The organism is Kibdelosporangium banguiense (genome assembly GCF_017876405.1).
Taxonomy (GTDB): Bacteria; Actinomycetota; Actinomycetes; order Mycobacteriales; family Pseudonocardiaceae; genus Kibdelosporangium; species Kibdelosporangium banguiense.
Window position 1 is genome coordinate 1,185,921 of sequence record NZ_JAGINW010000001.1, and the last position, 26,435, is coordinate 1,212,355.

Annotated in this window: 28 protein-coding genes and 1 pseudogene; 12 read left to right on the forward strand and 17 right to left on the reverse strand. The window is 67.1% G+C overall.

Annotated elements, in window-relative coordinates; translation table 11 throughout:
- Positions 1 to 30: 30 nt before the first annotated feature.
- Positions 31 to 612 (reverse strand): anti-sigma factor family protein, encoded by a 582-nt coding sequence (locus JOF56_RS05610; protein WP_209635197.1) that lies wholly within the window; start codon positions 610 to 612, stop codon positions 31 to 33.
- Complete coding sequence (gene sigE, locus JOF56_RS05615; protein WP_281065647.1) at positions 609 to 1,193, reverse strand: RNA polymerase sigma factor SigE; 585 nt, start codon at positions 1,191 to 1,193, stop codon at positions 609 to 611. The genes JOF56_RS05610 and sigE overlap by 4 nt, the downstream gene beginning before the upstream one ends.
- A 397-nt stretch (positions 1,194 to 1,590) precedes the next feature.
- Here sigE and JOF56_RS05620 point away from each other — a divergent pair, with 397 nt between their 5' ends.
- Positions 1,591 to 2,226 carry an O-methyltransferase gene (locus tag JOF56_RS05620; protein WP_307854934.1) on the forward strand — a complete coding sequence of 212 codons (636 nt, stop codon included), beginning with the start codon at positions 1,591 to 1,593 and terminating at the stop codon, positions 2,224 to 2,226.
- On the opposite strand, the gene glgC is transcribed toward JOF56_RS05620, so the two are convergent.
- Positions 2,223 to 3,440, reverse strand: a complete 1,218-nt coding sequence (gene glgC, locus JOF56_RS05625; RefSeq protein WP_307854935.1) for a glucose-1-phosphate adenylyltransferase — start codon at positions 3,438 to 3,440, stop codon at positions 2,223 to 2,225. The genes JOF56_RS05620 and glgC overlap by 4 nt on opposite strands.
- 103 nt (positions 3,441 to 3,543) lie before the next feature.
- On the opposite strand from glgC, the gene glgA reads away from it, so the two are divergent.
- Both glgA and JOF56_RS57690 read left to right on the forward strand, forming a co-directional pair.
- Entirely contained in the window at positions 3,544 to 4,716 is a 1,173-nt protein-coding gene (gene glgA, locus JOF56_RS05630; protein WP_209635203.1) for a glycogen synthase, read from the forward strand.
- Between the two features lie 88 nt (positions 4,717 to 4,804).
- Positions 4,805 to 5,047, forward strand: a pseudogene (locus JOF56_RS57690) (GtrA family protein); the annotation flags it as partial.
- Between the two features lie 20 nt (positions 5,048 to 5,067).
- On the opposite strand, the gene JOF56_RS05635 reads toward JOF56_RS57690, so the two are convergent.
- Entirely contained in the window at positions 5,068 to 6,213 is a 1,146-nt protein-coding gene (locus tag JOF56_RS05635) for an MFS transporter (RefSeq protein ID WP_307854936.1), read from the reverse strand.
- 109 nt (positions 6,214 to 6,322) lie between these two features.
- Here JOF56_RS05635 and JOF56_RS05640 point away from each other — a divergent pair, with 109 nt between their 5' ends.
- Positions 6,323 to 7,174 carry a LysR family transcriptional regulator gene (locus JOF56_RS05640; RefSeq protein ID WP_209648029.1) on the forward strand — a complete coding sequence of 284 codons (852 nt, stop codon included), beginning with the start codon at positions 6,323 to 6,325 and terminating at the stop codon, positions 7,172 to 7,174.
- Between the two features lie 334 nt (positions 7,175 to 7,508).
- Here JOF56_RS05640 and JOF56_RS05645 read toward each other — a convergent pair whose 3' ends face one another.
- From JOF56_RS05645 to JOF56_RS05670, 6 genes are all read right to left on the reverse strand, one after another.
- Complete coding sequence (locus JOF56_RS05645; protein ID WP_209635207.1) at positions 7,509 to 9,002, reverse strand: leucyl aminopeptidase; 1,494 nt, start codon at positions 9,000 to 9,002, stop codon at positions 7,509 to 7,511.
- A gap of 88 nt (positions 9,003 to 9,090) precedes the next feature.
- Complete coding sequence (locus JOF56_RS05650; RefSeq protein ID WP_084429709.1) at positions 9,091 to 9,258, reverse strand: DUF3117 domain-containing protein; 168 nt, start codon at positions 9,256 to 9,258, stop codon at positions 9,091 to 9,093.
- 288 nt (positions 9,259 to 9,546) lie between these two features.
- Positions 9,547 to 10,113, reverse strand: a complete 567-nt coding sequence (locus JOF56_RS05655; protein ID WP_307854937.1) for a DNA-3-methyladenine glycosylase I — start codon at positions 10,111 to 10,113, stop codon at positions 9,547 to 9,549.
- Entirely contained in the window at positions 10,110 to 10,421 is a 312-nt protein-coding gene (locus JOF56_RS05660; protein WP_209635209.1) for a DivIVA domain-containing protein, read from the reverse strand. The genes JOF56_RS05655 and JOF56_RS05660 overlap by 4 nt, the downstream gene beginning before the upstream one ends.
- A 16-nt stretch (positions 10,422 to 10,437) precedes the next feature.
- Positions 10,438 to 11,115, reverse strand: a complete 678-nt coding sequence (locus tag JOF56_RS05665; protein WP_209635211.1) for a hypothetical protein — start codon at positions 11,113 to 11,115, stop codon at positions 10,438 to 10,440.
- Complete coding sequence (locus tag JOF56_RS05670; protein WP_209635213.1) at positions 11,097 to 11,435, reverse strand: PadR family transcriptional regulator; 339 nt, start codon at positions 11,433 to 11,435, stop codon at positions 11,097 to 11,099. The genes JOF56_RS05665 and JOF56_RS05670 overlap by 19 nt, the downstream gene beginning before the upstream one ends.
- Before the next feature lie 96 nt (positions 11,436 to 11,531).
- On the opposite strand from JOF56_RS05670, the gene JOF56_RS05675 reads away from it, so the two are divergent.
- The 3 genes from JOF56_RS05675 to JOF56_RS05685 all read left to right on the forward strand — a co-directional run bounded on the left by JOF56_RS05675 (position 11,532) and on the right by JOF56_RS05685 (position 13,764).
- Positions 11,532 to 11,996, forward strand: a complete 465-nt coding sequence (locus tag JOF56_RS05675) for a cytochrome ubiquinol oxidase subunit I (RefSeq protein WP_209635215.1) — start codon at positions 11,532 to 11,534, stop codon at positions 11,994 to 11,996.
- A gap of 455 nt (positions 11,997 to 12,451) precedes the next feature.
- Positions 12,452 to 13,081, forward strand: a complete 630-nt coding sequence (locus tag JOF56_RS05680) for an ABC transporter transmembrane domain-containing protein (RefSeq protein WP_372448364.1) — start codon at positions 12,452 to 12,454, stop codon at positions 13,079 to 13,081.
- Positions 13,060 to 13,764: an ATP-binding cassette domain-containing protein gene (locus JOF56_RS05685; protein WP_209635220.1), complete on the forward strand. Its 705-nt coding sequence runs from the start codon at positions 13,060 to 13,062 to the stop codon at positions 13,762 to 13,764. Before JOF56_RS05680 ends, JOF56_RS05685 begins: the two co-directional genes overlap by 22 nt.
- A gap of 107 nt (positions 13,765 to 13,871) precedes the next feature.
- Here the strand turns inward: JOF56_RS05685 and JOF56_RS05690 are convergent, their stop codons facing one another.
- Together JOF56_RS05690 and folP are read right to left on the reverse strand one after the other, a co-directional pair.
- On the reverse strand, positions 13,872 to 14,795 hold the full coding sequence (locus JOF56_RS05690; protein ID WP_372447838.1) for a glucosyl-3-phosphoglycerate synthase: 924 nt from the start codon (positions 14,793 to 14,795) through the stop codon (positions 13,872 to 13,874).
- A complete protein-coding gene (folP, locus tag JOF56_RS05695) occupies positions 14,792 to 15,607 on the reverse strand; it encodes a dihydropteroate synthase (protein ID WP_209648032.1) in 816 nt (271 codons plus the stop codon). The genes JOF56_RS05690 and folP overlap by 4 nt, the downstream gene beginning before the upstream one ends.
- 161 nt (positions 15,608 to 15,768) lie before the next feature.
- Here folP and JOF56_RS05700 point away from each other — a divergent pair, with 161 nt between their 5' ends.
- On the forward strand, positions 15,769 to 16,437 hold the full coding sequence (locus tag JOF56_RS05700) for a lysophospholipid acyltransferase family protein (RefSeq protein WP_209635223.1): 669 nt from the start codon (positions 15,769 to 15,771) through the stop codon (positions 16,435 to 16,437).
- A gap of 239 nt (positions 16,438 to 16,676) precedes the next feature.
- Entirely contained in the window at positions 16,677 to 18,146 is a 1,470-nt protein-coding gene (locus tag JOF56_RS05705; protein ID WP_209635224.1) for a Dyp-type peroxidase, read from the forward strand.
- A 31-nt stretch (positions 18,147 to 18,177) separates the two neighbouring features.
- On the opposite strand, the gene JOF56_RS05710 is transcribed toward JOF56_RS05705, so the two are convergent.
- A complete protein-coding gene (locus tag JOF56_RS05710) occupies positions 18,178 to 18,735 on the reverse strand; it encodes an LOG family protein (RefSeq protein ID WP_372447839.1) in 558 nt (185 codons plus the stop codon).
- Positions 18,735 to 19,496, reverse strand: coding sequence for an LOG family protein (locus JOF56_RS05715; protein ID WP_209635226.1), 762 nt, complete (start codon positions 19,494 to 19,496; stop codon positions 18,735 to 18,737). The genes JOF56_RS05710 and JOF56_RS05715 overlap by 1 nt, the downstream gene beginning before the upstream one ends.
- 198 nt (positions 19,497 to 19,694) lie before the next feature.
- Here JOF56_RS05715 and JOF56_RS05720 point away from each other — a divergent pair, with 198 nt between their 5' ends.
- A complete protein-coding gene (locus JOF56_RS05720; RefSeq protein ID WP_245378164.1) occupies positions 19,695 to 21,893 on the forward strand; it encodes a M4 family metallopeptidase in 2,199 nt (732 codons plus the stop codon).
- A gap of 18 nt (positions 21,894 to 21,911) precedes the next feature.
- Here JOF56_RS05720 and dapE read toward each other — a convergent pair whose 3' ends face one another.
- The gene (gene dapE, locus JOF56_RS05725) at positions 21,912 to 22,979 is read right to left on the reverse strand and encodes a succinyl-diaminopimelate desuccinylase (protein ID WP_209635230.1); all 1,068 of its coding nucleotides are present in this window, start codon (positions 22,977 to 22,979) and stop codon (positions 21,912 to 21,914) included.
- 45 nt (positions 22,980 to 23,024) lie between these two features.
- On the opposite strand from dapE, the gene dapD reads away from it, so the two are divergent.
- Together dapD and JOF56_RS05735 are read left to right on the forward strand one after the other, a co-directional pair.
- On the forward strand, positions 23,025 to 24,002 hold the full coding sequence (gene dapD / locus JOF56_RS05730) for a 2,3,4,5-tetrahydropyridine-2,6-dicarboxylate N-succinyltransferase (protein ID WP_209635232.1): 978 nt from the start codon (positions 23,025 to 23,027) through the stop codon (positions 24,000 to 24,002).
- Between the two features lie 39 nt (positions 24,003 to 24,041).
- Positions 24,042 to 24,968: a CHAD domain-containing protein gene (locus JOF56_RS05735; RefSeq protein ID WP_307854938.1), complete on the forward strand. Its 927-nt coding sequence runs from the start codon at positions 24,042 to 24,044 to the stop codon at positions 24,966 to 24,968.
- On the opposite strand, the gene dapC is transcribed toward JOF56_RS05735, so the two are convergent.
- A complete protein-coding gene (gene dapC / locus JOF56_RS05740) occupies positions 24,952 to 26,082 on the reverse strand; it encodes a succinyldiaminopimelate transaminase (RefSeq protein WP_245378165.1) in 1,131 nt (376 codons plus the stop codon). The two genes, JOF56_RS05735 and dapC, sit on opposite strands and share 17 nt — an antisense overlap.
- Complete coding sequence (fdxA, locus tag JOF56_RS05745; protein ID WP_033389506.1) at positions 26,043 to 26,369, reverse strand: ferredoxin; 327 nt, start codon at positions 26,367 to 26,369, stop codon at positions 26,043 to 26,045. Before fdxA ends, dapC begins: the two co-directional genes overlap by 40 nt.
- Between the last annotated feature and the right edge of the window lie 66 nt (positions 26,370 to 26,435).

Sequence of the window (26,435 nt, forward strand, 5' to 3'; positions counted from 1 at the left end):
CGGGGGCTGCATGTCCTATGCGGAAGGTCTTCAGCGAATGATCGGGCCAGGGCCCACCAGCACCGGCGCTACTTGCACCGGGGGCCGGACAACCCGGCCGGGCGCGGCCACGTCACCGTTCGCCGGGGCGCCTGAAGGTGCGACGAGCGCGAGCGCGCCCAGCACCAGGCCCGAGACGACAACGCCGGCTCCCTGCGCGGTACGGCGACCGCGACCGAGCACGTTCGGCCCTTCCCCGAGCCGAGGCTGCGAACCCAGTGCCGGCTTCGATCCAAAAGGGGTCTTGCCCGCGCGGTCCGGTCTTTGCAAGGCCACGAGCTGGCCGTCGTCGGTCATCGCGAGCTCGTCCGGCATACCGGGCAGCTCGGTGTTCTGGGGGATCGCCCGCAGGCTGGCCAGCAGGCCCGCGGGGGTCGATGGTGCGTCCGCGGCCCGTACGGCCGAGCGGGCCTGCCGCTGAGCATGGATCTCAGCGGCGCAGAACGAGCAGCTCATCATGTGCACGGCCACGCGGTCACGAGCGTTGGCGGACAGTTCCCCGTCCACGAACGCCACGACAGCATCCGGCATCAGGTGCTGCTCGGGCAGACTCCACCCGCGCAGATCGGTCATGCGGAAGCCTCCCGGGTCACTTCGCGGCGCCGCTCGAGCGAGGCACGCAGGGCCTGACGGCCACGGTGAATCCTGCTGCGAACAGTACCCAACTTCACGCCGAGGGTCGCACCGATCTCCTCGTAGGACAGGCCTTCCACGTCACAGAGCACGACCGCTGCCCGGAACTCCGGCGGCAGCTCGTCCAGGGCGGCCTGCAGGTCGGGGTCGAGGTGCGTCTCGGAGTAGACCTGCTCGGGCGAGGGATCGTCGCCCGCCAGCCGGTCGGTGTCGTCCGGCAGCCCCTCCATCCGCAGCCGCGAACGGCGGCGCGCCATGTCGAGGAACAGGTTCGTGGTGATGCGGTGCAGCCAGCCCTCGAAGGTGCCCGGCTTGTAGCTGGCCAGCGAACGGAACACCCGGATGAAGGTCTCCTGGGTGAGGTCCTCGGCGTCGTGCGAGTTGCCGGTCAGCCGATAGGCCAGCCGGTAGACACGGTCGGCGTGCTCACGCACGACCTCGTCCCAGGTCGGCGGCGTCCAGGCCGGCTGGTCGCCCAGCTCGACCGGCTCGGCCAGCGCAACGTCGGAATCGCTCATCAGGTGGGTATCCTCCCGCGGACTTGACTGCCCACTACGTTCACCAACGCGGACCTCGTTCACGGTGTTCCCCACTTCGGTCAATCGACTCCCCTTGATGTCGATAGCTTCCGGTACCCCGTTATGGGGGGCGTGAGAACCAGCTAAGACGAACCTGAGAAATTTCACCCCAAGCCGGCTTGGTCGCGCCGGTCGTTTACGCATCGCAACACGCCCGGCATCGCCCCAGCTACAGCGGCGGCCAGCCCCGAGCGAAGTTGCCGGTCGCGTGGGGCGAGGTGGACCGCGGTTGGGGGTGGGCGGCCCCCGTAGGGGGTCGGCATGTAACAGCGCCCGGCTTCGGCGACCAAGCCCGCCCGAGCGAAGCGAGGGCAATCGAACACAGCTAACCTCGCTGCTTGTGACACCCGAATGGCCGGCCGGGCTACGTGGATACGTCGAGGACTACCTGGCCGAGGACGAGACGCTGAGTGCCGCACGGGCGCGTGGCCTGGAACTGGGCTGTGTGCCGATCGGTTCTGCTGGTGGCGCCGCGCTGCGGTTTCTTGCCACCGCGCTGCGCGCGAAGGCCGTTGTGGAGGTGGGCACGGGCGCCGGCCTGAGCGGCCTCTACCTGCTGCGTGGCATGGCCACGGAAGGCGTGCTGACGTCGATCGACGTCGAACCTGAGCACCAGGCCGCCGCCAAGCAGGCGTTCGCGGCCGAGGGGGTGGCTCCCGGCCGGACGCGGCTGATCATGGGCCGGGCCCTGGACGTGCTGCCCAGGCTGACCGACTCCGGCTACGACCTGATCTTCGTGGACGCGGCCAAGACGGAGTACCCGAGCTATTACGAAGAGGGCGTCCGCCTGCTGCGGCCAGGTGGCGTCATCGCGTTCGACAACGTGCTGTGGCATGGCCGTGTCGCCGATCCGGCCGACAAGGACCAGGACACGGTCGCGTTGCGCGAGGTCACCAGGCTGGTCAAGGAGGACGACCGCCTTGTCCCGGTCCTGCTCCCGGTCGGCGACGGCCTGCTCGTCGCGGCCAAGAACTAGGAGATCCGGGCGCCCTTGCCCAGCACGATGACGCCGCCCGCGCTGACGGTGTAGCGCTCGCGGTCGGCGTCGATGTCCACGCCGATCTGCGCACCGTCGGCCACGACCACGTTCTTGTCCAGGATCGCCCGGCGGACCACGGCACCCTTGCCTATCCGGACGCCGGGCAGCAGCACGCTGCCCTCGACCGTGGCGCCGTCCTCGATGGCGACGTCCGCGCTGATCACGGACTCCCGCACGGACGCTCCGGACACGATCGTTCCTGGACCCACGATCGACTCCACGGCCGAGCCCGAGTTGACGAACTTGGCCGGGGCCAGCGGCGGGGTCGCGGTCCGGATCGGCCAGGCCTGGTTGTACAGGTTGAAGACCGGATGCACGGAGACCAGGTCGATGTGCGCGTCGTAGTAGGCGTCGAGCGTCCCGACGTCACGCCAGTAGCCACGGTCGCGTTCGGTGGCGCCCGGGACGACGTTGTCGTCGAAGTCGTAGACCGCCGCGTTGTTGTCGTCGACCAGCATGGGGATGATGTCGCCGCCCATGTCGTGGTCGGAGTCCGGGTTCGCGGCGTCCGCGCGCAGCGCCTCCAGCAGCACCTCGGTCCGGAAGACGTAGTTGCCCATCGAGGCGAACGTCACGTCCGGGTCGCCGGGCACGTGCGGCGGGTCCTTGGGCTTCTCCAGGAACCGGGTAATCCGGCCGGACTCGTCGGAGTCGATGCAGCCGAAGGCGCTCGCCTCCGATCTCGGCACCCGGATCCCGGCCACCGTCACCCCGAGTCCCGACTCGACGTGCTGGTTGACCATCTGGGACGGATCCATCCGGTACACGTGGTCGGCACCGAACACCGCGATGTGGTCCGGCCGCTCGTCGTACACCAGGTTCAGCGACTGGAAGATCGCATCCGCGCTGCCGGTGTACCACCGCGGCCCGAGGCGCTGCTGCGCCGGGACCGGGGTCACGTACTGGCCGAGGATGTTCGATAGTCGCCACGTGGTGGAGATGTGCCGGTCCAGTGAGTGCGACTTGTACTGGGTCAGCACGCACAGCTTGTGATAGCCGGCGTTGACCAAGTTGGACAGTACGAAGTCGACTAACCGGTAGTTGCCCGCGAACGGGACGGCTGGCTTGGCTCGGTCGGCGGTCAGGGGCCAGAGGCGTTTGCCCTCGCCGCCCGCCAGCACGATCCCGAGTACCTTCGGCTGGCCTGTCACGCACGGAACACTAGTGTCCGGACCACGATCACTGCCAGATCGAAACGGCACGTTTGGCGTGACGTTCACCCAAGAGCAGCATCGGCAACTAGTGTGACCAGGTGTGCGCATCGGTCTGCTGACACGTGAATATCCGCCTGAGGTGTACGGCGGTGCGGGGGTTCATGTCGGTTTTCTCGTCCCCAGGCTCCGTGAGCTGATCGATGTGGACGTGCACGCCTTCGGCGGGCACCGCGCCGACGCGCACTCCCACAACGCCGCGGCGGGGCTGGAACATGCCAACCCGGCGCTGCAGACGCTGTCGGTGGATCTGGCCATGACGGCCGCGACCGAAGGCGTTGACCTGCTGCATTCGCACACCTGGTACGCCAACATGGCCGGGCATCTGGGCAAGATCCTGCACGGCGTGCCGCACGTGATCACGGCGCATTCCCTGGAGCCACGGCGGCCGTGGAAGGCCGAGCAACTCGGCGGCGGGTACCGGCTGTCGTCGTGGGTGGAGCGGACGGCGTACGAGGCGGCTGACGCGATCATCGCGGTCAGCGACGGCATGCGACTCGATGTGCTCGACTGCTACCCCGCGCTCGACCCGTCACGCGTGCACGTCGTACGCAACGGCATCGACACGAACGCTTACCACCCCGTCAGCGAAACGGACGCACTCGAGCACTACGGCATCGACCCGGGCCGTCCGATCGTCGCGTTCGTCGGCCGGATCACGCGCCAGAAGGGCGTCGGGCATCTGATCGCGGCCGCGCACAACATGGACCCGGACGCCCAGCTCGTGCTCTGCGCGGGCGCACCCGACACGCCCGAGATCGCTGAGGAGACGCGTCAGGCCGTGTCCGAGCTGGCGGAGAAACGGGCGGGCGTGTTCTGGATCCAGCAGATGCTGCAGCCCGCAGAGGTCCGGCAGATCCTCAGCCACGCGACGGTGTTCGTGTGCCCGTCGGTGTACGAGCCGCTGGGCATCGTGAACCTCGAGGCTATGGCGTGCGGCACAGCCGTGGTCGCCTCGGACGTCGGCGGGATCCCCGAGGTCGTGGCCGACGGCCAGACCGGGCTGCTGGCGCACTATGACGAACACGACACCGAGGCCTTCCGCGACGACCTCGCGAAAATGGTCAACACGCTGGTGAAAGACCCGTCCAGGGCGGCCGCGATGGGCGCCGCGGGCCGGGAGCGGGCCGAGCGGGAGTTCGCGTGGGCGACCGTCGCGCAGCAGACTGTGGACGTGTACCGCGCGGTGTTGCCTGAGGGCGTCCTCAGTGATTGAGGAGAAACCTCGTGGTGTGACTCGGATCTTCACCAGGTACACGGTGGCCTCGCTGATCGCGACGGGCATCAGCCAGGTCGTGCTGCTGGTGTTGTACTGGGCGTGGGAAGCCGACGCGATGACCGCGAGCACGATCGCGTTCCTGGTCGGCTCGCTGCCGCATTTCCTGATGATCCGGCGCTGGGCCTGGGGCAACAAGGGCAAGGCCGGGCGGCAGGCGGAGATCTTGGCCTACATCGTGGTGACCGCGGCGGGCGGCGTGCTGTCGATCGGGATCACCACGGTGATGGACTGGCTGCTGGATCCGTTGATCACCGACCGCGGCTGGCGGACGATCGGCCTGGTCGTGGCCTACCTGGCCAGTGGCGCGCCGGTGTTCCTGCTCAAGTTCTTCGCACTGGACAAGGTCTTCCGGCGGCGGGAGATCCACCACACGCCCGACGCCGACAACGACAGCCAGCACACCGAGACCGACACAAGCACCGTCCAGCCCCACGCCGCGTAAACCGCGGTGCCTGCCGTGCCTCCGACAGAGGCCCCCGCGTAGTAGGCACCGGTGTACAGGCCTGACGCCGGGCCCTTGTGCGGCGCGACGACGTTCACCCAGGCGCCCGCGGCCGCGTGTGCCGCGAACCAGCCGGCCGTGAGCAGCACGAATCCGATGGCTATCGGCACGACATGGGCCGGGATCGTGATCAGGGCACCGGCCGTGGTCAGCCCGAGCATTCCAAAAAGGACCTTCTGCCGACCGGCGCGACGGCCCAGGGTGGCCGAGTTGACGCCACCGATCGCGTAGGCCACGAACACCAACGACGCGACCTGCGGGCTGACTTCGAGCGGCGGCGCGGCCAGCCGGAAGCCGATCGCGTTGTACAGCGCCACGAACGAACCCATCCCCAGGAACGCGACCGCGTACAACGCCCACAGGATCGGCCGGCGTACCGCCGAGCTCAGACTGATCCCGGCTCTCGTGGTGGTCTGCTCCGCGTTTCGCGGCAAAGCCCAGATCAGGACACCCGCCGCAGCCGCGGCGAGGATCGCGACAGGTGCCGTACTGCCGGTCAGCCCAGCCGCGAGGCGGCCGACCATGCCGCCGAACGTGTTGCCCGCGACCAGCATGCCGATCGCCTTCACCCGGCCCTGTTCAGCGAGATACGCCATGGCCACAGCCGGGAACCCGGCAAGCGCGAGCCCCTGCAGCGCACGCAGGCCGACAAGGAGATGGAAGTCCGAGACGAACGGCAGGACCAACCCGAGAACAATCGCGACCACGACGGACAGCAGGACCACCGGGCGCCGGCCGGCCACTTCGGACAGCAGCGACAACGGGATCACGCCCAGCGCCAACGCACCCGTCGCGACCCCCACCACCAGCGACGCCTGATCCAGCGTGACCTGGAACTGGTGCGCCAACTGAGGCAGGACCGGCTGCGGGGCGTAGAGCAGCGCGAAGCTCGCCAGCCCACCGGCCGCGATGCCGATCGTGATCCTGTCCACGGACTTTGACGCTAAGCAGCTGGGATTCATACGTCCAATACGGCAGTATTGATTTATCGATACGCCAGCGCATGAATCACTCGCCGCTGCTTTGGCGCCGCGGCTCGCGATGCTGCGCGCGTTGGCCCAGTCGGGGAACGTGACGCAAGCAGCCTCAGTGCTCGGCGTCCCTCAGCCGACCGTCAGCCGATGGCTCGCTGCCCTGGCCTCCGAAGTCGGCGCACCCGTGGTGGTCAAGGACGGGCGGGGAGTGCGGCTCACGCGTGCGGGCCTGCTGCTCGTGGACGCGGCCAGTTCCGCGATGGGTGCTCTGGAAGCCGGAACCCGCCGGGTCATCGAAGAAGTCGACCCAGGCAGCGGGCGGGTCGTACTGGGCTTCCTGCACCTGCTTGGCCGCACACTCGTGCCGGAACTGGTGAAGTCCTTCCGGGAGCGTCACGAAGGCGTGCGAATCGGGCTGGTCCAGGCCTCCCGGGCGGAGATCCTTCAACGAGTCCGTGGCGGTGAGGTGGACCTGGCGTTCTTCGGGCCGCCGCCGGACGAGCCCGACCTGGCCTGGGCGCCGCTCCAAAGCCAGGACCTGATGCTGGTGCTCCCCGAGGACCACCGGCTCGCGACCCGCGCCCGGGTCCGCGTGACCGAACTCGCCGAGGAGGAATTCGTCGGCCTGGAACACGGCTTCGGCCTCCGCCGGATAACCGACGACCTCTGCGAGGCGGCCGGCTTCACTCCCCGCCTCGCCTTCGAAGGCCAAGAATCCGACACAGTCCGCGGCCTGGTCGCAGCGGGCCTGGGCATCGCGATCCTGCCCGCCGCCGAACACCCGGCACCACGCCTGGTGGAAATCCCAGTCCTGCCCAAGGCGACCCGAACCGTCGCCCTGGCCTGGCCGTCCCACGACCACCTGACCCCGGCAGTCCGGGCATTCCGCGACTTCGCCCTGATCAAAGGCCCCAGATAGACCTTCCACCCGGCGCCGGTGTCAGGTCGGCATGGGTGGCGCGCGGGAACAGCTCACTTGTCGGGCGAGCGGACCCTTATGCCAGGCACTGGGTTAGGCCACGGCCCCCCGTTTTCCAGCCTATCGTTGCGGTCTGACAGAAAGTCGAGATCGTGGGTGACGAGGCCCTGGTTGTCCACAGGCGCTGACTTGTCCACAGCACAGCCTGTGGACTGCCCTGTCCACCCGTTTTCTGTCGGTACCCAGGATTACGCTGGATCACAGGGGGCCGTGGCCGCCCTTCGCCCAGGCGTGACGGCGCAGACCGCCGGTTGTCCACAGGGCTGGAACTGGTTCAGGAGGCGTAGGAGGCGACCAGTTCCACGAGGGTTCTGGTGGCGAAGCCGGTAGCGCCGGGGACTACCTCGTCATAGGTTTTGTCGGCCCGAGCGGGGCCGGCTATGTCGAGGTGGGCCCAAGGAATGTCGCCGGTGAACTGGCGGAGGAACCAGGCCGCGGTGATGCCGCTGGGACCTGGTGGGCATTGGCGCCAGTCGGCTATGTCGCTGACCACGCCTTCTTCAAGTTCTGGCAGCAGGGGCATGCGCCACCAGGCCTCGCCAGAGCGTTTGCCGGCTTGCACGATCCGGTCGGCGATGTCGTCGTCGGTGGCGAAGAGGCCGCCGGTGCGCAGGCCGAGGGTGATCTTCATCGCTCCGGTCAGGGTCGCGACGTCGACCATCAGGTCTGGCTTCACGCGGCTGACCGCGTAGCCCATGGCGTCGGCGAGCACCATGCGGCCTTCGGCGTCGGTGTTCGTCACTTCGGTGGTCTGGCCGTCGAAGTGCGTGACGATGTCGCCGGGCCGGTACGCGGAGCCGGAAACATGGTTCTCCGCAATGGGAACGAGGCCGGTCACGCGTACGGGCAGACCGAGGCGGGCCACCGTCACCAGGGCCGCGATCACGGCTGCGCCACCGCACATGTCGGTGCGCATCAGGTGCATACCGTCCGCGGGCTTGATCGAGATGCCGCCTGTGTCGAAGGTGATCCCCTTGCCCACCAAAGCGACGTGCGGGCCAACCGGCCTGGGCGGACGCCACGACAACTCGACGAACCGAGGCGGCCGGACAGAACCGGCACCGACGGCGAGCACGCCGCCGAAGCCCTGTGCGGCCATCCACTGCTCGTCGTGCACGTCGACGTGCAGGCCAGGAAGTTGAGCCGCCAGTTTGACCGCCGTCGACGCGAGCCATGCGGGGTCTTTGACGTTCGAAGGCGCGTTGCCCATGTCACGCGTCGCTGCTGTGCCTGCCGCGAAAGCTGCCGCACGCTCGACGGCGGGCCGCAACTCATCGGGCGAGGACGTCACGAGCCGCAACGACCGCAGCCGGGGTTTGGCCGGCTTGCCGGTCACCGTGAAGCGGTAACCACCCAGGCTCACGCCCAGCACCAGCTCTGCGATCTGCTCGGATTCCGCATCCGGCGGGAGCGTGAGCTGCAACGATCGGGCCACGCGGCGACCTGCGTCGGCGTCTGTGGCCGCTCGGGATTCGAAGGCCCGCACGAGCGCCGCGCCGGCTTTGCGCCATTCGGCCGCCGAGCCCTCGCCTACGCCCGCGACCCAGCGGATTCCCGCGCCCTGGGTGGCCGCCGTGTGCACTTCGCCCGCCTTGCCGGTCAGCCCCACCGCCGCGGCCCAGTCCGCACCGAGATCGGCGCCGCCTGGACCTAGCAGCGGCGAGTCCCCTGCGTGCGCGAGTACGGCCACAGGCAGGCCTCGCCGTGGCGCGGCCGTCACCTCGAACTCTGGCAACGGACTCGGTAACGATGGCACCGGCGTGCGCACCTTGCGGACCTCCTCGCGGCTCGCGGACGTAACGCGGCCCCGGCTCCAGTGTGGATACCGGGGCGCGCGGTGACTCTGGACGGGGGCGTCAGCCTGCGGCGGCCTTGAGCGCATCCCCCAGGGCGCTGGCCTCGTCCGGTGACATCTCCACCACCAGGCGTCCACCACCCTCCAGTGGGACGCGCATCACGATGCCCCGACCCTCCTTAGTCACCTCGAGGGGACCGTCACCGGTCCGGGGCTTCATGGCCGCCATAGCGTGCTCCCTCCGTCATAGCCTGCCCACCGCAGACCGGGTCCACCAGCCTCGGCTAAGCGTCATTCTCTCCTATCCACTCACCGCGACGAAATCGAACCGATCTTTTGCGTGTCGTTTGGTGACCACGCGCCGACCTGCCGTGACGGATTGGAACCAGGACGTCTACATGCGACAACTACCAAACCCTGACGCGACACGCCGAAGCGCGACACGCCGGAACTATTCTTGGTAACGACCTGGTCACGTAACCGCCCACAGTGGAGAAGGACCATTTTCCGGCGCATTTCAGTTCGCCCGATGGCAGCCGGCGATATGGTCGTCCACGATCCCGGTCGCCTGCATCAGCGCATAACACGTGGTAGGACCGAGGAACACGAAACCTCGCCGTTTGAGCTCCTTGGCCATCGCCTTCGACTCATCAGTCACCGCGGGCACATCCGCCATCGTGCGCGGCCGCTTGTGCCGCTTGGGCTGGAAAGACCACAACAACTCGTCCAGGGGCACATCCAGCTCAAGCACTGAACGCGCGTTGCGGATCGCGGCATCGATCTTCGCGCGGTTACGCACGATGCCCGCGTCGGCCATCAACCGGGCAACCTCCGCGTCGCCGAATTGAGCGACCAGCTTGGGCTCGAAGCCGGCGAACGCGCGCCGGAAGTTCTCTCTTTTGCGCAGAATCGTGATCCAGGACAAGCCCGACTGGAACGACTCCAGACACAACCGTTCGTACATCGCCACTTCCCCGTGCAGTGGCGTTCCCCACTCTTCGTCGTGGTAGGCGGCGTAGTCCGGCGCCGAGTCCCCCCACGAGCACCGGACCAGGTCCTTCACCGGCTTCGCCCCAGTGGTCACTGAGCGGCCGCCTTCTCCTCGAGCTGCTGCTCGAGTTCGGCGATCCGTGAGCGCAGGCCGTCCACCTCGTCGCCGAGGCGCTGCAGCACCCAGTCCACCTCGGACATCTTGTAACCCCGCAGTACCAGCTGGAACCGCACATTCCGCAGGTCATCCGAGGTGACGCCGCTGGCGGGCAGTCTGGTCGGCGATGCGCCAGGCGGCAACGGGGGCAACTCCTCGCCGCGGCCGAACAGCACCGAGGCGAGCAGGAACACCACGGCCGCCACGAAAACCATGACAACGAGGTAGAACAACGCGGTGGTCACGGTCACAATCTTGCCACTACACGCAGAATCGGACCGTTCGCCGGGCCATGAACGCCAGCCGGAACATCACCACGAAAGCCACCACCGACGCCAGGAAAAGCGGTGGTGACGCGACCATCCTGGCTGGTTCGAAGGCAATCGTCGCGATCATCAACGCGCTGGTGGCCGAGATGGAACCGCAGACCGCGACCAGCGCGACGCCCGCCGAGCACCGCGCGATCAGCCGGCTGTCCGGAACGCGGCGCGACATCAACCGGCAGACCAGCAGCGCGAGCCCGGTCGCGGACGCGACCGCCCAGCCCATGCTGTCGTTGACCTGGGCGAACGGGTAGTACCAGTCGGGCGGCGTGACACCGGGGAAGTTGTCCCAGGAGCCGTACCAGATGCCCCTGGTCGCCTCCCAGATCAGATGCACCACCGGCAGCAGGAACAGGATCGAGCGCAACGTCCGGGCGCCGTACGCGGCAGCCAGTTCCCCCTGGTAGCTGCGCGCGATCGTGGCCGCCGGGCCGAAGTCGTCGACTGCTTTGCGCTGGGCGTCGTCCTCGCAGAAACCCGCGTCGCGATAGCACTCGGCCGCGTCCAGCAGGCTGTGCCGGGCCTCGGTCAGCAGGTCGATCTTGGTTCGCTGGTGACCGTGCAACCGCGTGTCCAGATCGGCGACGTAGTCGTCGATCACGCTTGCGCCGGCCATGGCCCCTCCCCGAGTACGCCCTCGATCGCCGCCGTGAACTCACGCCAAGCAGTGCGTTCCTGAATGAGCGCACGCTGCCCTGACTTCGTCAGATGGTAAGTACGGCGCTGCCTGCCGGAGACAGTGCTCCACTCACTGCTGACATATCCGGCTCGCTCGAGCCGGCGCAGCGCTGGATAGACCGTTCCGGTCGGCAGGTCGAGCGCGCCGCCGCTGCGCAGCTGAAGCGCCTCGATGATGGCATATCCGTGCAGTCGCCTGCCGTCGAGCGTGGCGAGCAGCAGCGCATCGAGATGACCTCGCAGCACGTCGGGCTTCATACGTAGCGAGTCTACGGGTTGGAAGTCACACCGCCCAGAGGTTTCCCACAGATTCAAGGAAGCCCCTGATTGATACATAGACAGGCAATATATAGTGTGCCGACCTATGGATCTGGTGACCATCGCCCGCTCCTGCAGAACCCAGTCGGCTACCGGATGGACAACGGTGTGGCGCGGCTGACCGATTTCGGGGCGCTGCTGTCGAATCCGTCGCTGTGGGACGCGCTCGGGCACGTCCTGACAGCAGGTCTGGTGGCTGCCGGGTTCTTCATGGCCGGCGTGAGCGCCTACCACTTCATCAGGCGCACCCCGGAGGCAGAGTTCTTCCGCCGGTCGATGCGGCTCGGCCTCGCGGTGGCCGCCATCGCCGTGGTTTTCCTGATCAACTTCGGGTTCGGCCAGTTCGAGGTGCTCAACCAGGTACAGCCGGCCAAACTCGGCGACGCCGCGCAACGGGCCGCGATCCAGGCCGCAGGCGGGGCCAGGTTCGGGCCAGGCGACTACCTTCCGCCGCACGGACGACGCTGGCCGGAAACACCCCGACGGCAGTGGCTGAGCTAACCCTGCTGCTGCCGCTGCACAACAGAGTTGACGAGAAGGCGGTGCCCAACACGCTGATGCGGAAATTGATCGATGAGGATGAATGGGGTGGATGGCGGCTCCGATTCTGCCGCTGGGACGACTGGCATCGCGGCTGGATTGTGGTCGGGATGAGGAGGACACGACGTGCAGACACAACCGATGACGCAAAGGCTATGTACCCGAGCTATACGGAACCGACTGGTCACTGCCGAACCGGCCGGTACTCGGCCTGACTCGGCTCGGCCGACACGTCGATCTGTTAGCTGGGAGAGCATCCACGTACTGCTTCGGCGCACTCGGGAGTACGGGAGTTCTTCTGGAGCGTTGAGGGCGCTGGCTGGCATCACTGTTTGTCCGATGAATGAGAGTGGGTGGGTTCGGTGAAGGGTTTGGTGGGGAAGGTTTTGAGGGCTGGGGTTGTGGGGGCTGGGGTTGTGGGGGTTGTTGCGGAGTTGGCGGGGGTTGGGTTGGGGGCGACGGCGGCGTGGTTGTTTGTGAGTGCGGCTGGGCAGCCATCGTTGGGGGCCTTGGCGGTGGCGATTGTGGTTGTGCGGACGTTGGCGATCGCGAGGGGTGGGTTGAGGTATACGGAGAGGCTTACGGGGCATGGGGCTATGTTGCGGGCGATGGCGGAGTTGCGAGGTCAGGTGTATGGGGCTCTGACGCGTCGCAGGGAGGTGCGGTCGGGGGACGCGCTGACGCGGATTGTGTCTGACGTGGATGCTGTCCAGGACTGGTTGTTGCGGTGCATTGTTCCTGCCTTTGTTGCTGGTTGCGTTGGGGTTGTTGGGCTTGTGGTGATGGGGATGGTTTCGGGTACAGGGTTCTGGGTGTTGGCTTGTGGGTTGATGGTGATGGTGCTGTTGCCATTGCTGTCGGCGAAGTTGGCGGCTCGGACGGCACGGTCGAGCGTTGAGGCGCGGGTGGAACTGGCCGAGCATATGGTCGATCTGATTCATGGCGCGGCTGAGCTTGAGGTTTATGGGGCTCGTTGCCGGCCGGGCCTGTTTCGGCGGCGTTGGTGCTCGGTGTTCTTACTGGGATGGAAGTGTTTCTGCCGCTGATAGGTGCGGGCGCACTGTGGGCCGATGTCCGGCCGGCGGTCAGGCGGGTTTCGTCGTTGCTGGCTGCGCCGGCCACGCCGCCCAGGGCCGCGGTGGAGGTTGAGATCGATTTGACGGCGGGAAAACAGACGGCGATTGTCGGGCCCAGCGGCGCTGGGAAGAGCACGCTGCTCGCCGCGATCGCCCACCGGCGGCCCAGCGCTCGCGGGGCCATGGCCGACGCCCACATCTTCACTGCGTCCATTCGTGACAACCTTTCCTTTGCGGGCAACGACCTTGAGGGCGCTGCCAGGCTTGTGCAGATCGATTCCTGGATCCGGTCGTTGCCGGACGGCTGGGACACGCGCATCAGTGCTGAGACGATCTCGGGCGGTCAGCGGCAACGGCTGGTTCTGGCGCGGGCATTGGTCGGCTACTCCCCTGTTCTACTGCTGGACGAACCGGCCGAGGGGCTCGAACCCGCTCAGGGCGAGAAGATCCTGGCCGACGTTCTCGAGGCGACCTGGGACCGCGCCGTCGTCCAGGTCACGCACCGGCTGAGCGGGCTGGAGTCCTTCGATGACATCGTGGTCCTGGAAGCGGGCAAGGTGATCCAGCGCGGGTCACATGCCACACTGGTCGCCGAACCTGGCTACTACCGGGACTCCTGGGAAGCTGAACGTCTCATCACACTCGCACACTGACCTTTGGTGCTTCCCCGATGGCGTCCACGCTACCCGGCGAAAATGTGAATGTCTTTGCCAATCGGGGGGTTCACCCTAACGTGGATCAATCCATAGTGGACAGAAGGTCACCGGGATCCAGCTGGTACCGACCGCATAGGCGGCCGGTCGGCGACGACGGTCTCCGTTGTGTCAGGCAGCCACTCTCCTGCGACCTGCACGAACTGCGTGAGACCTGTGGCCGAGGAGATGCCGCAGCGGCGCAGCATTGTGCCCAGGATCTGGGACGCCATCACACCTAGTTGCAACAGGTTGCGGTTGCGGTGCTTGCGCACACCCAGATTCACCTGCGCGATGGAAGGGAGGCCACGCTCCGCGCACGCGTCAAGCAGCAGGCCGATCTCAACGCCATATCCGGCCGCGAACGAGACCGACTCCAGGAAGTCACGAGTGCCCGCGTATTCGCCGCCAAGTGGTTGCACCAGACCAGAAAGCTCCGGCCGCAGAGCCGCCAGCAGCGGACGCGCCAGCAGTTCGGTGACCCGGCCGCCACCCGTGCCCACATCCTCGGTCTCCAGGCGCAACGGCCGCCGATAGAAGCCTTTGACCAGGTGCACGTCCTCAACCAGGAGCAACGGCCCCAACAAGGCAGGGACAAACCCCGGATCAGGGTCGACGAGATCAGCGTCGAGGAACACCACCAGGTCACCGGTTGTCGCGGCGAGCGAACGCCACAGCACCTCACCCTTGCCAGGCAACGGTTCCAGCGACGGGACAACGTCCCCCCGCCGCACAACCCGAGCACCGGCCGCAGCAGCTACGACAGCCGTACGGTCCGTAGACCCCGAGTCCATCACGACGATCTCATCCACAAGCGGCCCGACCAAGGGCCGAACCGTACGGACGACATCACCCACCGTCGCCTCTTCGTTCAGCGCCGGTAACACCACACTGACAGTTCTACCCCGCTTGGCAGCGCACAGTTCCTCGACACTCCACTGTGGATCCTGCCAGGTACGGTCCTGGAACCACTCCTGCGCCAACGGGTTCACGCGAGCGCACGCAGGACTCGGGCGGGCGGCCGGGTGCCCGCGATCGCGGCCACCATCTCGACCACCTTCCTCGTCTGACGCACCTGGTGCGCACGGAAGACCCGGGCGCCCGCCATGGCTGCCACGGATGTCGCCGCGAGTGTGCCGTCCAGGCGGTCGCTCAGTTCCACATCCAGGGTCTCACCGATGAAGTCCTTGTTGGACACCGCCATCAGCACCGGCCAGCCGGTCGCGACCAGTTCGTCCATCCGCCGTAGCAGTTCCAGGCTGTGCCAGGTGTTCTTGCCGAAATCGTGGGTCGGGTCGATCAGCACGCCCTGCGTGGGTACCCCGAGCTCCACCATGCGGGTTGCGCGCTGCTCCAGTTCGGCTACGACCTCCGCAACGACATCCTGATACTGCACACGATGCGGGTCCGTACGCGGCGGTGCGCCACCTGTGTGTGAGCACACGATGCCGACGCCGTACTCCGCAGCGACTTCGGCAAGCCGGGGGTCTGCGCCTGCCCACGTGTCGTTGAGCAAATCGGCTCCGGCGTCACATGCCGCGCGCCCGACTTCGTGCCGCCACGTGTCGACGCTGATCACCAAGTCCGGGAATCGTTCACGGACAGCCGCCACAAACGGGACAACTCTGCGCAACTCCTCATCGGTGTCCACGGGCTCGCCGTGCGCTCCGGCCCGTACGCCGCCTATGTCCACGATGTCCGCACCGTCCGCAACCGCCATCCTGACGGCCGCCATCGCTGCCTCGTCACCGAACGTGGCGCCACGGTCGTAGAAGGAGTCCCTGGTGCGGTTGACGATCGCCATCACCAACGCGCGGTCCTGGGCCACCGCACGGGTACCGAACTGCAGGGAAGGTCGCACGTCCTGATCGTGCCATGACCGCCAGTGAAGTTACTTACGGCGACCACTGTTTTAACATTCCGGCGCCTAGAGTGGACCTTATCCCCCACCGCAGGAGGTCCCCTGTGCTCTATCGCGCGCTGCGTACCGTGCTGGCCTTCGTGGCGAAGGCCCTCTTCCGGCCGACTGTGGAAGGGCTGGAGAACTTCCCGGCCAAGGGCGCGGTGATCCTGGCGAGCAACCATCTCTCCGTCTTCGACAGCATCCTGATCCCGCTGGTCGTGCCGAGGCAGGTGAACTTCCTGGCCAAGGAGGAGTACTTCACCGGCCGTTCGCCGTACAAGCGGCTGCGGACCGCGTTCATGCGCACGATCGGTCAGATCCCTGTGCAGCGCGGGCAGGCACGGGCGGGCGTCGCTGCGCTCGAGGTGGCAGGACAGGTGCTGGAAAACGGCGGGGCATTCGGTATCTACCCGGAGGGGACCCGGTCGCTGGACCTGCGGCTCTACCGCGGCCACACCGGGGTCGGCCAGCTCGCCCTCACCTCCGGAGCGCCCGTGCTCCCGATGGCGTTGATCGGCACCGACCGGATCCAGCCGCCTGGCCAGCGCTTCCCTCGCCCGCGGCGGGTGACCATCCGGATCGGCAAGCCGTTGGACTTCTCCCGCTACGACGGAATGGCCGCGTCGCCGGCGATCCGCCGGGCGGTCACCGACGAGATCATGTATTCGATCATGGAACTGTCCGGCCAGGAATACGTGGACGTCTATCACAAGCGGCCGGAAGCGGCCTGATTAGACGATGCACTGAACTTTTCCCATAGCACAAACATCGGCGAACAAACGCCACAAGATCCGATGAATCAGCCCTTGGTTTGACAGCTGAGAGTATCCGTCATTCGGTCCAATTGGCCCATCCTTAGCCCGATCGAGTGAAGTCACTTGAAGGAGCTGCTAGCCTCAGGCTCACTGGAAGTAGGCCGGACAACAAATGGGGAGTTGTCCACCGCCACCAGGGGGATCCAGGGGGATGCATGACCGAACACCTTGCAGAAGAGGCTGCCCGTAAACTTCCGCTGCGCGATTCCGACGAGATTCAGGGGGATATTCTCGCCGGTTTCCGCAAGGACCACGAGTCAGTCCTGCTGCTGCGTTTTCCACAGGACCCGGCGCCGGTCCGGCAATGGCTGCGCCGGTTGATTCCGCAGATCGCGACGACCCGCCAGATCGCCGCGTTCAACGCGGAGTTCAGTGCCGCACGGCACAACCTGGCCGGAACCGATCCGGCCGGCCTGAGAGTGACCTGGGTGAATCTCAGCCTGACCTACGCCGGGCTGAAATTCCTGATGGGCGCCGAACCATTCCCTGACCAGACGCCACCGGGGGTACAGGCATTTGTTCAGGGCGCGTCCCAGCGTGCGGGAATCAACGGTGACGAAGGGGACTCGACACCGGAGAACTGGCTGTTCGGCCGGGACGAACAGCCAGTGCACGCTGTGATCACCGTTGCCTCCGACGAGCAGGCTCTGCTCGAAGTACGGGCATCGGAACTGCGAGTGGCTGCTGCACGCGCAGGGCTGACGGTCGTCTTCGAGCAGACGGGCGCGACTCTGCCGGGCAACAGCAAGGGACACGAGCATTTCGGGTTCAAGGACGGGGTGAGCCAGCCCGGCGTGGCCGGTTTCGACCGTCCGGACCCGAGCGACCCGGTGCACGTCGCCGGCAAGCCCGGGACCCGGATCGTGCCCGCCGGCGAGTTCGTGCTGGGGCATCCCAAGCTGGAAGGGGAACCGTCCACGCTGCCGGAATGGACCCGCAACGGATCGTTCCAGGTGGTTCGCCGGCTCGCGCAGGATGTGCCGGCGTGGTGGGCGCAGGCCGGTGCCGTGCGTAGGCAGCTGGATCGCGAGGGGGTCGAGCTGCCGCCCGGCACCGGCACCGAATGGCTGGCCGCTCGCGCGGTGGGCCGATGGCGTTCCGGCGCGTCGGTGGCACACAACCCGAATGCCGAGCCGCCGGCCAAACCAGGCGCGCCGGACGACAACATGATCAGTTACGTGGACGACCCGGAGGGGCACGTCACCCCGCATTTCGCCCACATCCGGAAGACCAATCCGCGCGATGGCCTTGGCAACGGCCACAATCCCGCGGACGTCCGCCGGATCATCCGACGGGGAATCCCGTACGGGCAGCCTTTCGACCCGGCTGCCGGCGACGGTCACGGCCCGGATGCCGACCGCGGGCTCGTTTTCATCGCCTATATGTCCGACATTGATTTCCAGTTCGAGTTCCTGCAGCGGCGGTGGATCAACAATCCCGACTTCCGCCAGCAGGAAACCGGTCGCGACCCGGTGATCGGGCAGGACACCGACGTGAACCTCAAACTGGACACGCTGCCGGGCGGAAAGAAGCTCCACTTCGCGCAATTCGTTCGCACGGAAGGAACGATCTATGCTTTCGCGCCAGCGCTCAGCACGCTGCGTGGTCTCGCGCAGCGACCGTGATATGTGATTGACGATATGTGAGTGGCCGGCCCTAGCCGCAACCGGGCCGGCCACTCACGAGTTCGAAGGAATCCAGCAGCGCGGCGGGGTCGGCGGATACCTGAATCAGTTTCCGGTAGTCCGTTTTCAGGAATCCCTCCGCGGCCATATGGTCGACCATCCGCAGTAACGGCTGGTAGAAGCCGTCCGTGTCGACCAGCCCGATCGGCTTGCTGTGCAGGCCGAGCTGGGCCCACGTCCAGATCTCGAACAGCTCGTCGAGCGTGCCCGCGCCACCGGGCAACGCCAGGAATCCGTCCGCCAGCTCGGCCATCAGCGCCTTGCGCTCGTGCATGCTGCCGACCACGCGCAGCTCGCTCAGGCTCTGGTGGGCGATCTCCCGGTCGACCATGTCCGACGGGATCACGCCGATCACCTCGCCGCCCGCGGCCACGGCCGCGTCGGCGATCACGCCCATCGTCCCCACCGAGGCACCGCCGTAGACCAGTGCGATGCCACGTTGGGCCAGCAACCGGCCCAACGCCGCGGCGGCGGACGCGTATCCGGGGGCACGGCCCGTCGCCGAGCCGCAGAACACGCAGATCCGCACTAGTGGACTTCCTCCCAGGCGCTGTAGGCGTCCTCCACGACCCGGACCGCGTCGTCGATGTCGTCGGTCACGTGCACAAGTGCGATGTCCTTCTCGCCGACCTTGCCGCTCTTGTAGACGACGTCCTGCAGCCAGGCGTGCAGCCCGCCCCAGTACTCGCTGCCGAACAGCACGATCGGGAACTTGGTGACCTTCTTGGTCTGCACCAGCGTCAACGCCTCGAACAGCTCGTCGAGGGTGCCGAACCCGCCGGGCAGGCAGATGAACGCCTGCGCGTACTTGATGAACATCGTCTTGCGGACGAAGAAGTACCGGAAGTTCACGCCCAGGTCGACCCAGGGATTGAGGCCCTGTTCGAACGGCAGCTCGATGCCCAGCCCGATCGACAGCCCACCGGCCTCGGAGGCGCCGCGGTTGACCGCCTCCATGGCTCCCGGGCCACCGCCGGTGATCGCGGCGAATCCGGCCTCCGCCAGCGCGGCGCCGATCTTGCGGCCCAGCTCGTATTCGGGGTGGTCACGCTGGGTGCGCGCGGAACCGAACACGGTCACCGCACGCGGCACCTCGGCCAGCGCGCCGAAGCCCTCCACGAACTCGGCTTGAATCCGCATGACCCGCCACGGGTCGGTGTGCACCCAGTCAGAGGGCCCTCGCGAGTCGAGCAGGCGCTGGTCAGTGGTGGTCGATTCCTCGCTGCGACCCCGTCGCAGAGTCACCGGGCCCCGCTGCTTTTCCTTGGGGCGATCCTCGTTCGTCGTCATCGGCTCAAGTCTAGTTGTGCCGTTGCGGCCAGCCGGTGACCTGGCCGGAACGGCTTGGTGAAAAACGGTGAGCGGCTACCGACGATCGGCCGTTGCCCGGCGGACTTGACGAGCTCTTTACTCATCGATGCGGTTATGCGCATAACACCGCCACTCCCCCTGCGAAGGGCGCTGAGACGCGCCCAAAAGGAGCATGCCTTGAGAAGAACACGAGGATTATCGGCGCTTGTCGCCTTAGCGCTGACGGTCCCGGTGACCGTCTCCCTGCCGCAAGCCCAGGCCGCGCCGACGGCCGATCCCGTCGCCCGTGCCACCGCAGCCGCTGACCAGGCCGCTGCCACCGGCCTCGATGCACTTGCCCGTGGCGCCGACGAATCCTTCAGCCGTGTCAGCACCACCGCTGGTGGCGCCGGGCTGTTCTACTCCTCCTACGAGCGGACCTACCGCGGCCTCAAGGTGGTCGGCGGCGACGCAGTCGTCGTGACCGACGGCCAGGGCCGCGTCCACGACACGACCGCTGCGGACACCGCGCCGCTCACAGTCGGCACAACCGCGAAGATCGACGCCGCTACGGCCGCGAACACCGCGCGCAGCAAGGTGTCCACTGTCAACTCCGTGGACACCCCCAAACTTGTCGTGCTCGCCGGCTCGTCACCGAAGCTGGCGTACGAGGTCGTGGTCTTGGGCCGTAACGGCACGACCCCCAGCAACCTGCATGTGTTCGTCGACGCCACGAACGGCTCAGTCGTGGAGAGCTACGACGACGTGAAAGCCGGCACCGGCGATTCGTACTACAACGGCGACGTCAACCTCGACACCACGTCGTCCGGCGGCACGTTCAGCATGGCCGACCCCACGCGCAGTGGCGTCCTGTGTGGCCGGGACAGCAACAAGACCGTCTTCTCCGGTCCGGACGACAACTGGGGCAACGGATCCGGCACCGACCTGGAGACCGCCTGTGCCGACGCGCTCTACGCCGTGCAGCGCGAGTGGGACATGCTGCGCGACTGGCTGGGGCGCAACGGAATCGACGGCCAGGGCAAGGGTTTCCCGGCCTACGTCGGCCTGCCGGACGTCAACGCCTACTGGACCGGCAGCTACACGCAGTTCGGCCGCACCCAGGACAGCCAGCGCCAGGTCACCCCGATGGACGTCGTCGGCCACGAGTTCGGCCACGCGATCTTCCAGACCACACCGGGCGGCTCCGGCGGCGGTGGCACCGAGAAGGGCGGCATGAACGAGTCCACCGGTGACATCTTCGGCGCGCTGACCGAGGCCTACGCCAACAACCCGAACGACCCGGCCGACTTCGAGGTCGGCGAAGAGGTCAACCTCGTGGGCAACGGCCCGATCCGCTACATGTACCAGCCCAACCGGATCTCCGGTCACCCCAACTGCTGGTCGACCTCGCTGCCCGGCTCGGTGCACGCCGCCGCCGGCCCGCAGAACCACTGGTTCTACCTGTTGTCCGAGGGCAGCAACCCGGGTGGCGGCAAGCCTGCCAGCCCGACCTGCGACGGCAGCACGGTGACCGGGATCGGCATCCAGAAGGCCGGCAAGATCTTCTACAACGGCCTGCTGCAGAAGACGACCTCGTGGAACCACGCTGCCGCCCGCCGCGCCACCCTTCAGGCCGCGGTCAGCCTGTTCCCGGGCAGCTGCGCCGAATACAACGCCACCAAGGCCGCGTGGAACGCGATCAGCGTGCCCGTGCAGAGCGGCGAGGCCACCTGCACCCCGAACGGCGGCAACGACTTCTCCATCGCTCTGACGCCGGCGTCCGGTTCCGTACAGCCTGGTGGTTCCGCGTCCACAACCGTCGGCACGCAGATCACGGCCGGCAACGCGCAAACGGTCACCTTCAGCGCCAGCGGCCTGCCGTCGGGTGCTACGGCGACCTTCAACCCGGGTTCCGTGCAGTCCGGTGCTTCCTCGACGCTGGCCGTCGCCACAACGACGAGCACCCCAGCGGGCACCTACCAGGTGACCGTGACCGGTGATGGCGCCGACGTCGACCACACCGCCCAGTTCACGTTGACCGTCGGCACGACGGGGACGCGTACGTTCACCAACGGCACGGACTTCCCAATCGCCGACCTGGCAACGGTTCGCAGCCCGGTCTCGTCGACCGCGACGGGTTCCGCCGTGTCACCGGTGAAACTGTCGGTGACCATCAACCACACCTGCGCCTACGACCTGCGTATTCAGCTCGTCGGCCCAAGTGGACGGACCTACACCGCCAAGCAGTCCGGTACCGGTGGCTGCAGCCAGTTCGGCACCAAGACCTACGACGTCCCTGTGACCACTGAGAACGCTTCAGGCACATGGACGCTGGTCGTCACAGACGCCTACAGCGTCGACACCGGCACGCTCGACACCTGGACCATCACGGTCTGACAGCCGACGGGTGGGTCGCTACGCGCGGCCCACCCACTCGGTCAGAACCCTTGCACAGTCCCGGATCTGCTGAACGTAGACGTGTTCTTCCTTGGTGTGCGCCAAAGTCGGGTCGCCCGGGCCGAAGTTCACCGCGGGCATCCCGAGCGCGGCGAACCTCGCCACGTCCGTCCAGCCCAGCTTCGCCACCGGCGCTCCCCCGGCTGCCTGGACGAGCTCTTTCGCCGCCGGGGCCTGCAATCCCGGCAACGCCCCCGCAGCGATGTCCGTGACTGTGACGTCGAAACCGTCGAACACTTCCCGCAGATGCTTCTCGGCCTGCTCGGGATTGCGGTCCGGCGCGAAGCGGTGGTTCACGGTGAGGACTGCCGCGTCCGGCACGACATTGCCCGCCACACCACCTTGGATCTTCACGGCCTGCAAGCCTTCGCGGTACGTGCAGCCGTCGATGTCCACAATCCTCGGTTCGTACGCTTCAAGCCTTCGCAGAGCTTCGCCAAGCGCGTGGATCGCGTTCACGCCCATCCAGGCCCTGGCCGTGTGCGCGCGCTTGCCTTGGGTACGGATCTCGATGCGCATCGTGCCCTGGCAGCCGGCTTCGATCACGCCGTTGGACGGCTCACACACCACCGCGATGTCACCGCGCAGCCACTCCGGCAGGTCCCTCTCGATCCGGCCGAGGCCGTTGCGTGCGGCTTCGATCTCTTCACAGTCGTAGAAGACGAACGTGAGGTCGTGCCGTGGATCGGTCACGGTCGCTGCCAGGTGCAGCATGACCGCGTCACCGCTTTTCATGTCGACCGTTCCGCAACCGTGCAGGATGTCGCCTTCCCTCCGGGACGGGAGGTTGTCGTTGATGGGGACCGTGTCGAGGTGACCGGCGAAGACCACCCGCTGCGGCCGGCCGAAATTCGTCCTGGCCAGCACCGCGTTACCCGATCGGGCGACTTCGAGATGGCCGAGCCCGCGCAGGGCCCGCTCGACCGCGCCGGCCAGTTCGGCCTCGTTCTCCGAGACACTCGGAACATCGACCAGGGCAACGGTCAGATCGATCGGGTCGGCACTCAGATCCAGTTCAACGGTCACGACCCAGCACGCTACATCTGCCTGCGGGTTGGTTACCGTTGGCGCGTGAGTGCGAACCCCGAGTCGAGCGGCGCGTATGGCGTCGGTCTTGCCACTGTGACCGCTGATGGAACTGTGCTGGACTGCTGGTTTCCGAAGCCCAAGCTGGGGGAGGCGCCGGCGCCGAACACGCAGCGGCTGTCCGAGCAGGAGGCGGCCGAGGAGCTGGGGGCCGGGGTTTCGGCGATGCTGGGCCCCGATGACGACCGTGGTGTCGAGGTGATCGCGGTCCGGACGGGGATCATCGCGCTGGCTGAGCCGCCGCATGACGCGTATGACGTGTACCTGAGGTTGCACCTGCTTTCGTCGCGGCTGGTGCGGCCCAACTCGGTCAGCCTTGACGGCATCTTCGGGTTGCTCAGCAATGTCGTGTGGACGAACCACGGGCCGTGCCCGGTGGAGAACTTCGCGGAGACACGGCTGGCGTTGCGGGCGCGCGGTGCCGTCACGGTGCACGGCATTGACAAGTTCCCGCGAATGGTCGACTACGTCGTGCCGACGGGTGTGCGGATCGCGGACGCGGACCGTGTGCGGTTGGGTGCGCACCTCGCGAGCGGGACGACGGTGATGCACGAGGGGTTCGTCAACTTCAACGCGGGCACGCTGGGCGCATCCATGGTTGAGGGCCGGATCTCGCAGGGTGTTGTGGTCGGCGACGGCTCGGACATCGGCGGTGGTGCGTCGGTGATGGGGACGCTCTCGGGCGGCGGCAAGGAGACGATCACGATCGGTGAGCGGTGCCTGGTCGGCGCGAACGCCGGGATCGGGATCTCGCTGGGCGACGACTGCGTTGTCGAGGCCGGTCTTTACGTCACCGCGGGGACAAAGGTCACACTTCCGGATGGCCGGCTGGTCAAGGCGCGCGATCTGACCGGGAGCGACGGGCTGCTGTTCCGGCGCAATTCCAGCACTGGCGCGGTCGAAGCCGTTCAGCGTGCCGGTTCAGGGATTGCCCTGAACGCGGCGTTGCATGCCAACGATTGACCTACGACTAACACTCTCTGTTCACCTAGGATTCACCGTGTGACCACATCTCTCACACCGGTGGATCTTGGGCTACCCGCCGAGCCCAGGACCGCACGCCGCAAGGACCCGCCAGCTGTGCACGTGCGTGTCCGGCTCGACAGTCAGCTGCGCGCGCTGCTGACGCACGAGGCCGGCACGCGTTCGGGCGTCGATCCCGAAGACCTGCACGACATGCGAGTCACGATCAGGCGGCTGAGAGCGGCAGTGATCGCGGACGGCGCGGGCCTGGGTGAGACCGCCACGCCTCTGCAGGACGAGCTGAAATGGCTGGGCAACGCGCTCGGCCCCGTACGCGACCTGGACGTACAGCTTGAGCGTCTGCGCGCGGAAGCTGTCGGCTTCGAGGACGACGAGCGCACCGCGGTCGAGCGTCTGCTCACCGGGTTGGTCAACGAACGCAAAGCCGCGCGTCGACGGATGCTCGCCGCCATGCGCACCAAGCGATACTCCACGCTTCTCACGTCCCTGGCAGCAGCGACCGTGTCCTCACCGATCGCGGAAACCAACGGCCAGCAGGAAGCAGCCGTCATCAGCGTGATTTACAAGCCGTACCGGAAGCTGTACAAGGCTGTGGAGGCGTTGGGCGAGAACCCGCCGGACGAGCAGCTGCACGCCCTCAGGATCAAGGGCAAACGCTTGCGCTACGCCGCCGAACTGGTCGGCCCGGCTGGCAAAGAACCGGTCAAACAGCTGGTCAAAGCCACCAAGGCGTTCCAGGAAGTACTCGGCGAGCACCAGGACGCCGCCGTGGCCGAGGAGACCATCCGCCGCCTCATGGCGGGCCACGAAGACCTGGCAGTGATCTTTGTGGCCGGCCGTCTGGTCGAACGCGAGCACGCCCGCCGTGTCGAGTACCGCGAACAGTGGCGAGACAAATGGGCCGCGGTCGCGGCCTTCGCGCCCGAGTTCAACCGGAAGATCTGAGGCGTTCCGCGGCGGCGGCGACTCGCTCGTCCGTGGCGGTCAGGGCCACGCGGACGTGCGATCCGCCGGTGGGACCGTAGAAGGTGCCTGGAGCGACCAAGATTCCGCGCTCGGCCAGCCAGGACACTGTCGTCCAGGCGTCCTCGCCGCGGGTCGCCCAGAGGTAGAGCCCTGCCTCGGAGTGGTCGATCTGGAACCCGGCGTCGAGCAGCGCTGAGCGCAACACGGTCCGACGGGCCTCGTAGCGCGAGCGCTGCACGTTGACATGGTCGTCGTCGGACAATGCTGCCGTCATGGCTTCCTGCACGGGCCTGGGCACGATCATCCCGGCGTGCTTGCGGATCTCCAGCAGCGACGCGACCAGGCCGGAGTCGCCGGTGATGAACCCGGCCCGGTAGCCGGCCAGGCTGGAGGACTTCGACAGCGAGTGCACGGCGATGATGCCGTCCAGGCTGCCCTCGTTGACCGAGTTGTGCAGCACCGACACCGGCTCGACGTCCCAGCCGAGCGACAGGTAGCACTCGTCGGACACGACGATGGCGCCGCGCTCACGGGCCCACGCCACGACCTTGCGCAGGTGCGCGACCGGAAGTACCCGGCCTGTCGGGTTGGACGGCGAGTTCAGCCAGATGATCGAGGGCCGCTGCGGGCCCAGAGCGGTCAGCCCGTCGGTGCGTATCACCGACGCACGAGCCAGCAGCGCGCCGACCTCGTATGTGGGATATGCCAGCTCAGGGATGACGACCAGGTCGCCCGCGCCGACCCCCAGCAACGTCGGCAGCCACGCGACCAGTTCTTTCGAACCGATCGTGGGCAGGACGGCGTCGGCAGGGACACCGCCGACGTCGTATCGGCGGCTCAGCGCTTCGACGGCGGCTTGGCGCAGCTCAGGCGTGCCATGCGTGGTGGGATATCCGGCACGGTCCGAGACTGACGCCAACGCGGCTCTGAGCTTGTCGGGCACCGGGTCGACCGGGGTACCGACAGACAGATCGACGATCCCGCCGGGGTGCTCACGGGCCCGGGCGGCCGGGCCGGCGAGCGAGTCCCACGGAAAGTCCGGCAGGCTGAAGATCAATGCTCCGTCTCTCGCGGCGCCAGGTCCTTGATCCATTGCGGGTCGGCCGAGACCTTGCCCACCTTGGAGGCCCCGCCTGGCGAGCCCAGCTCGTCGAAGAAATCGACGTTCGCCTTGGTGTAGTCCTTCCACTGATCGGGGACGTCGTCCTCGTAGTAGATGGCCTCCACCGGGCAGACCGGCTCGCAGGCACCGCAGTCGACGCACTCGTCAGGGTGGATGTAGAGCATCCGGTCGCCCTCGTAAATACAGTCGACCGGGCACTCTTCGATGCACGCCTTGTCGAGCAAGTCGACGCAGGGCTCGGCGATGACGTAGGTCACGGTGCTCTGCTCCTTCTGGAAACCTTGGTCACGCGCGTTCGGGAGGTACGCGTTGTCCCAAGTATC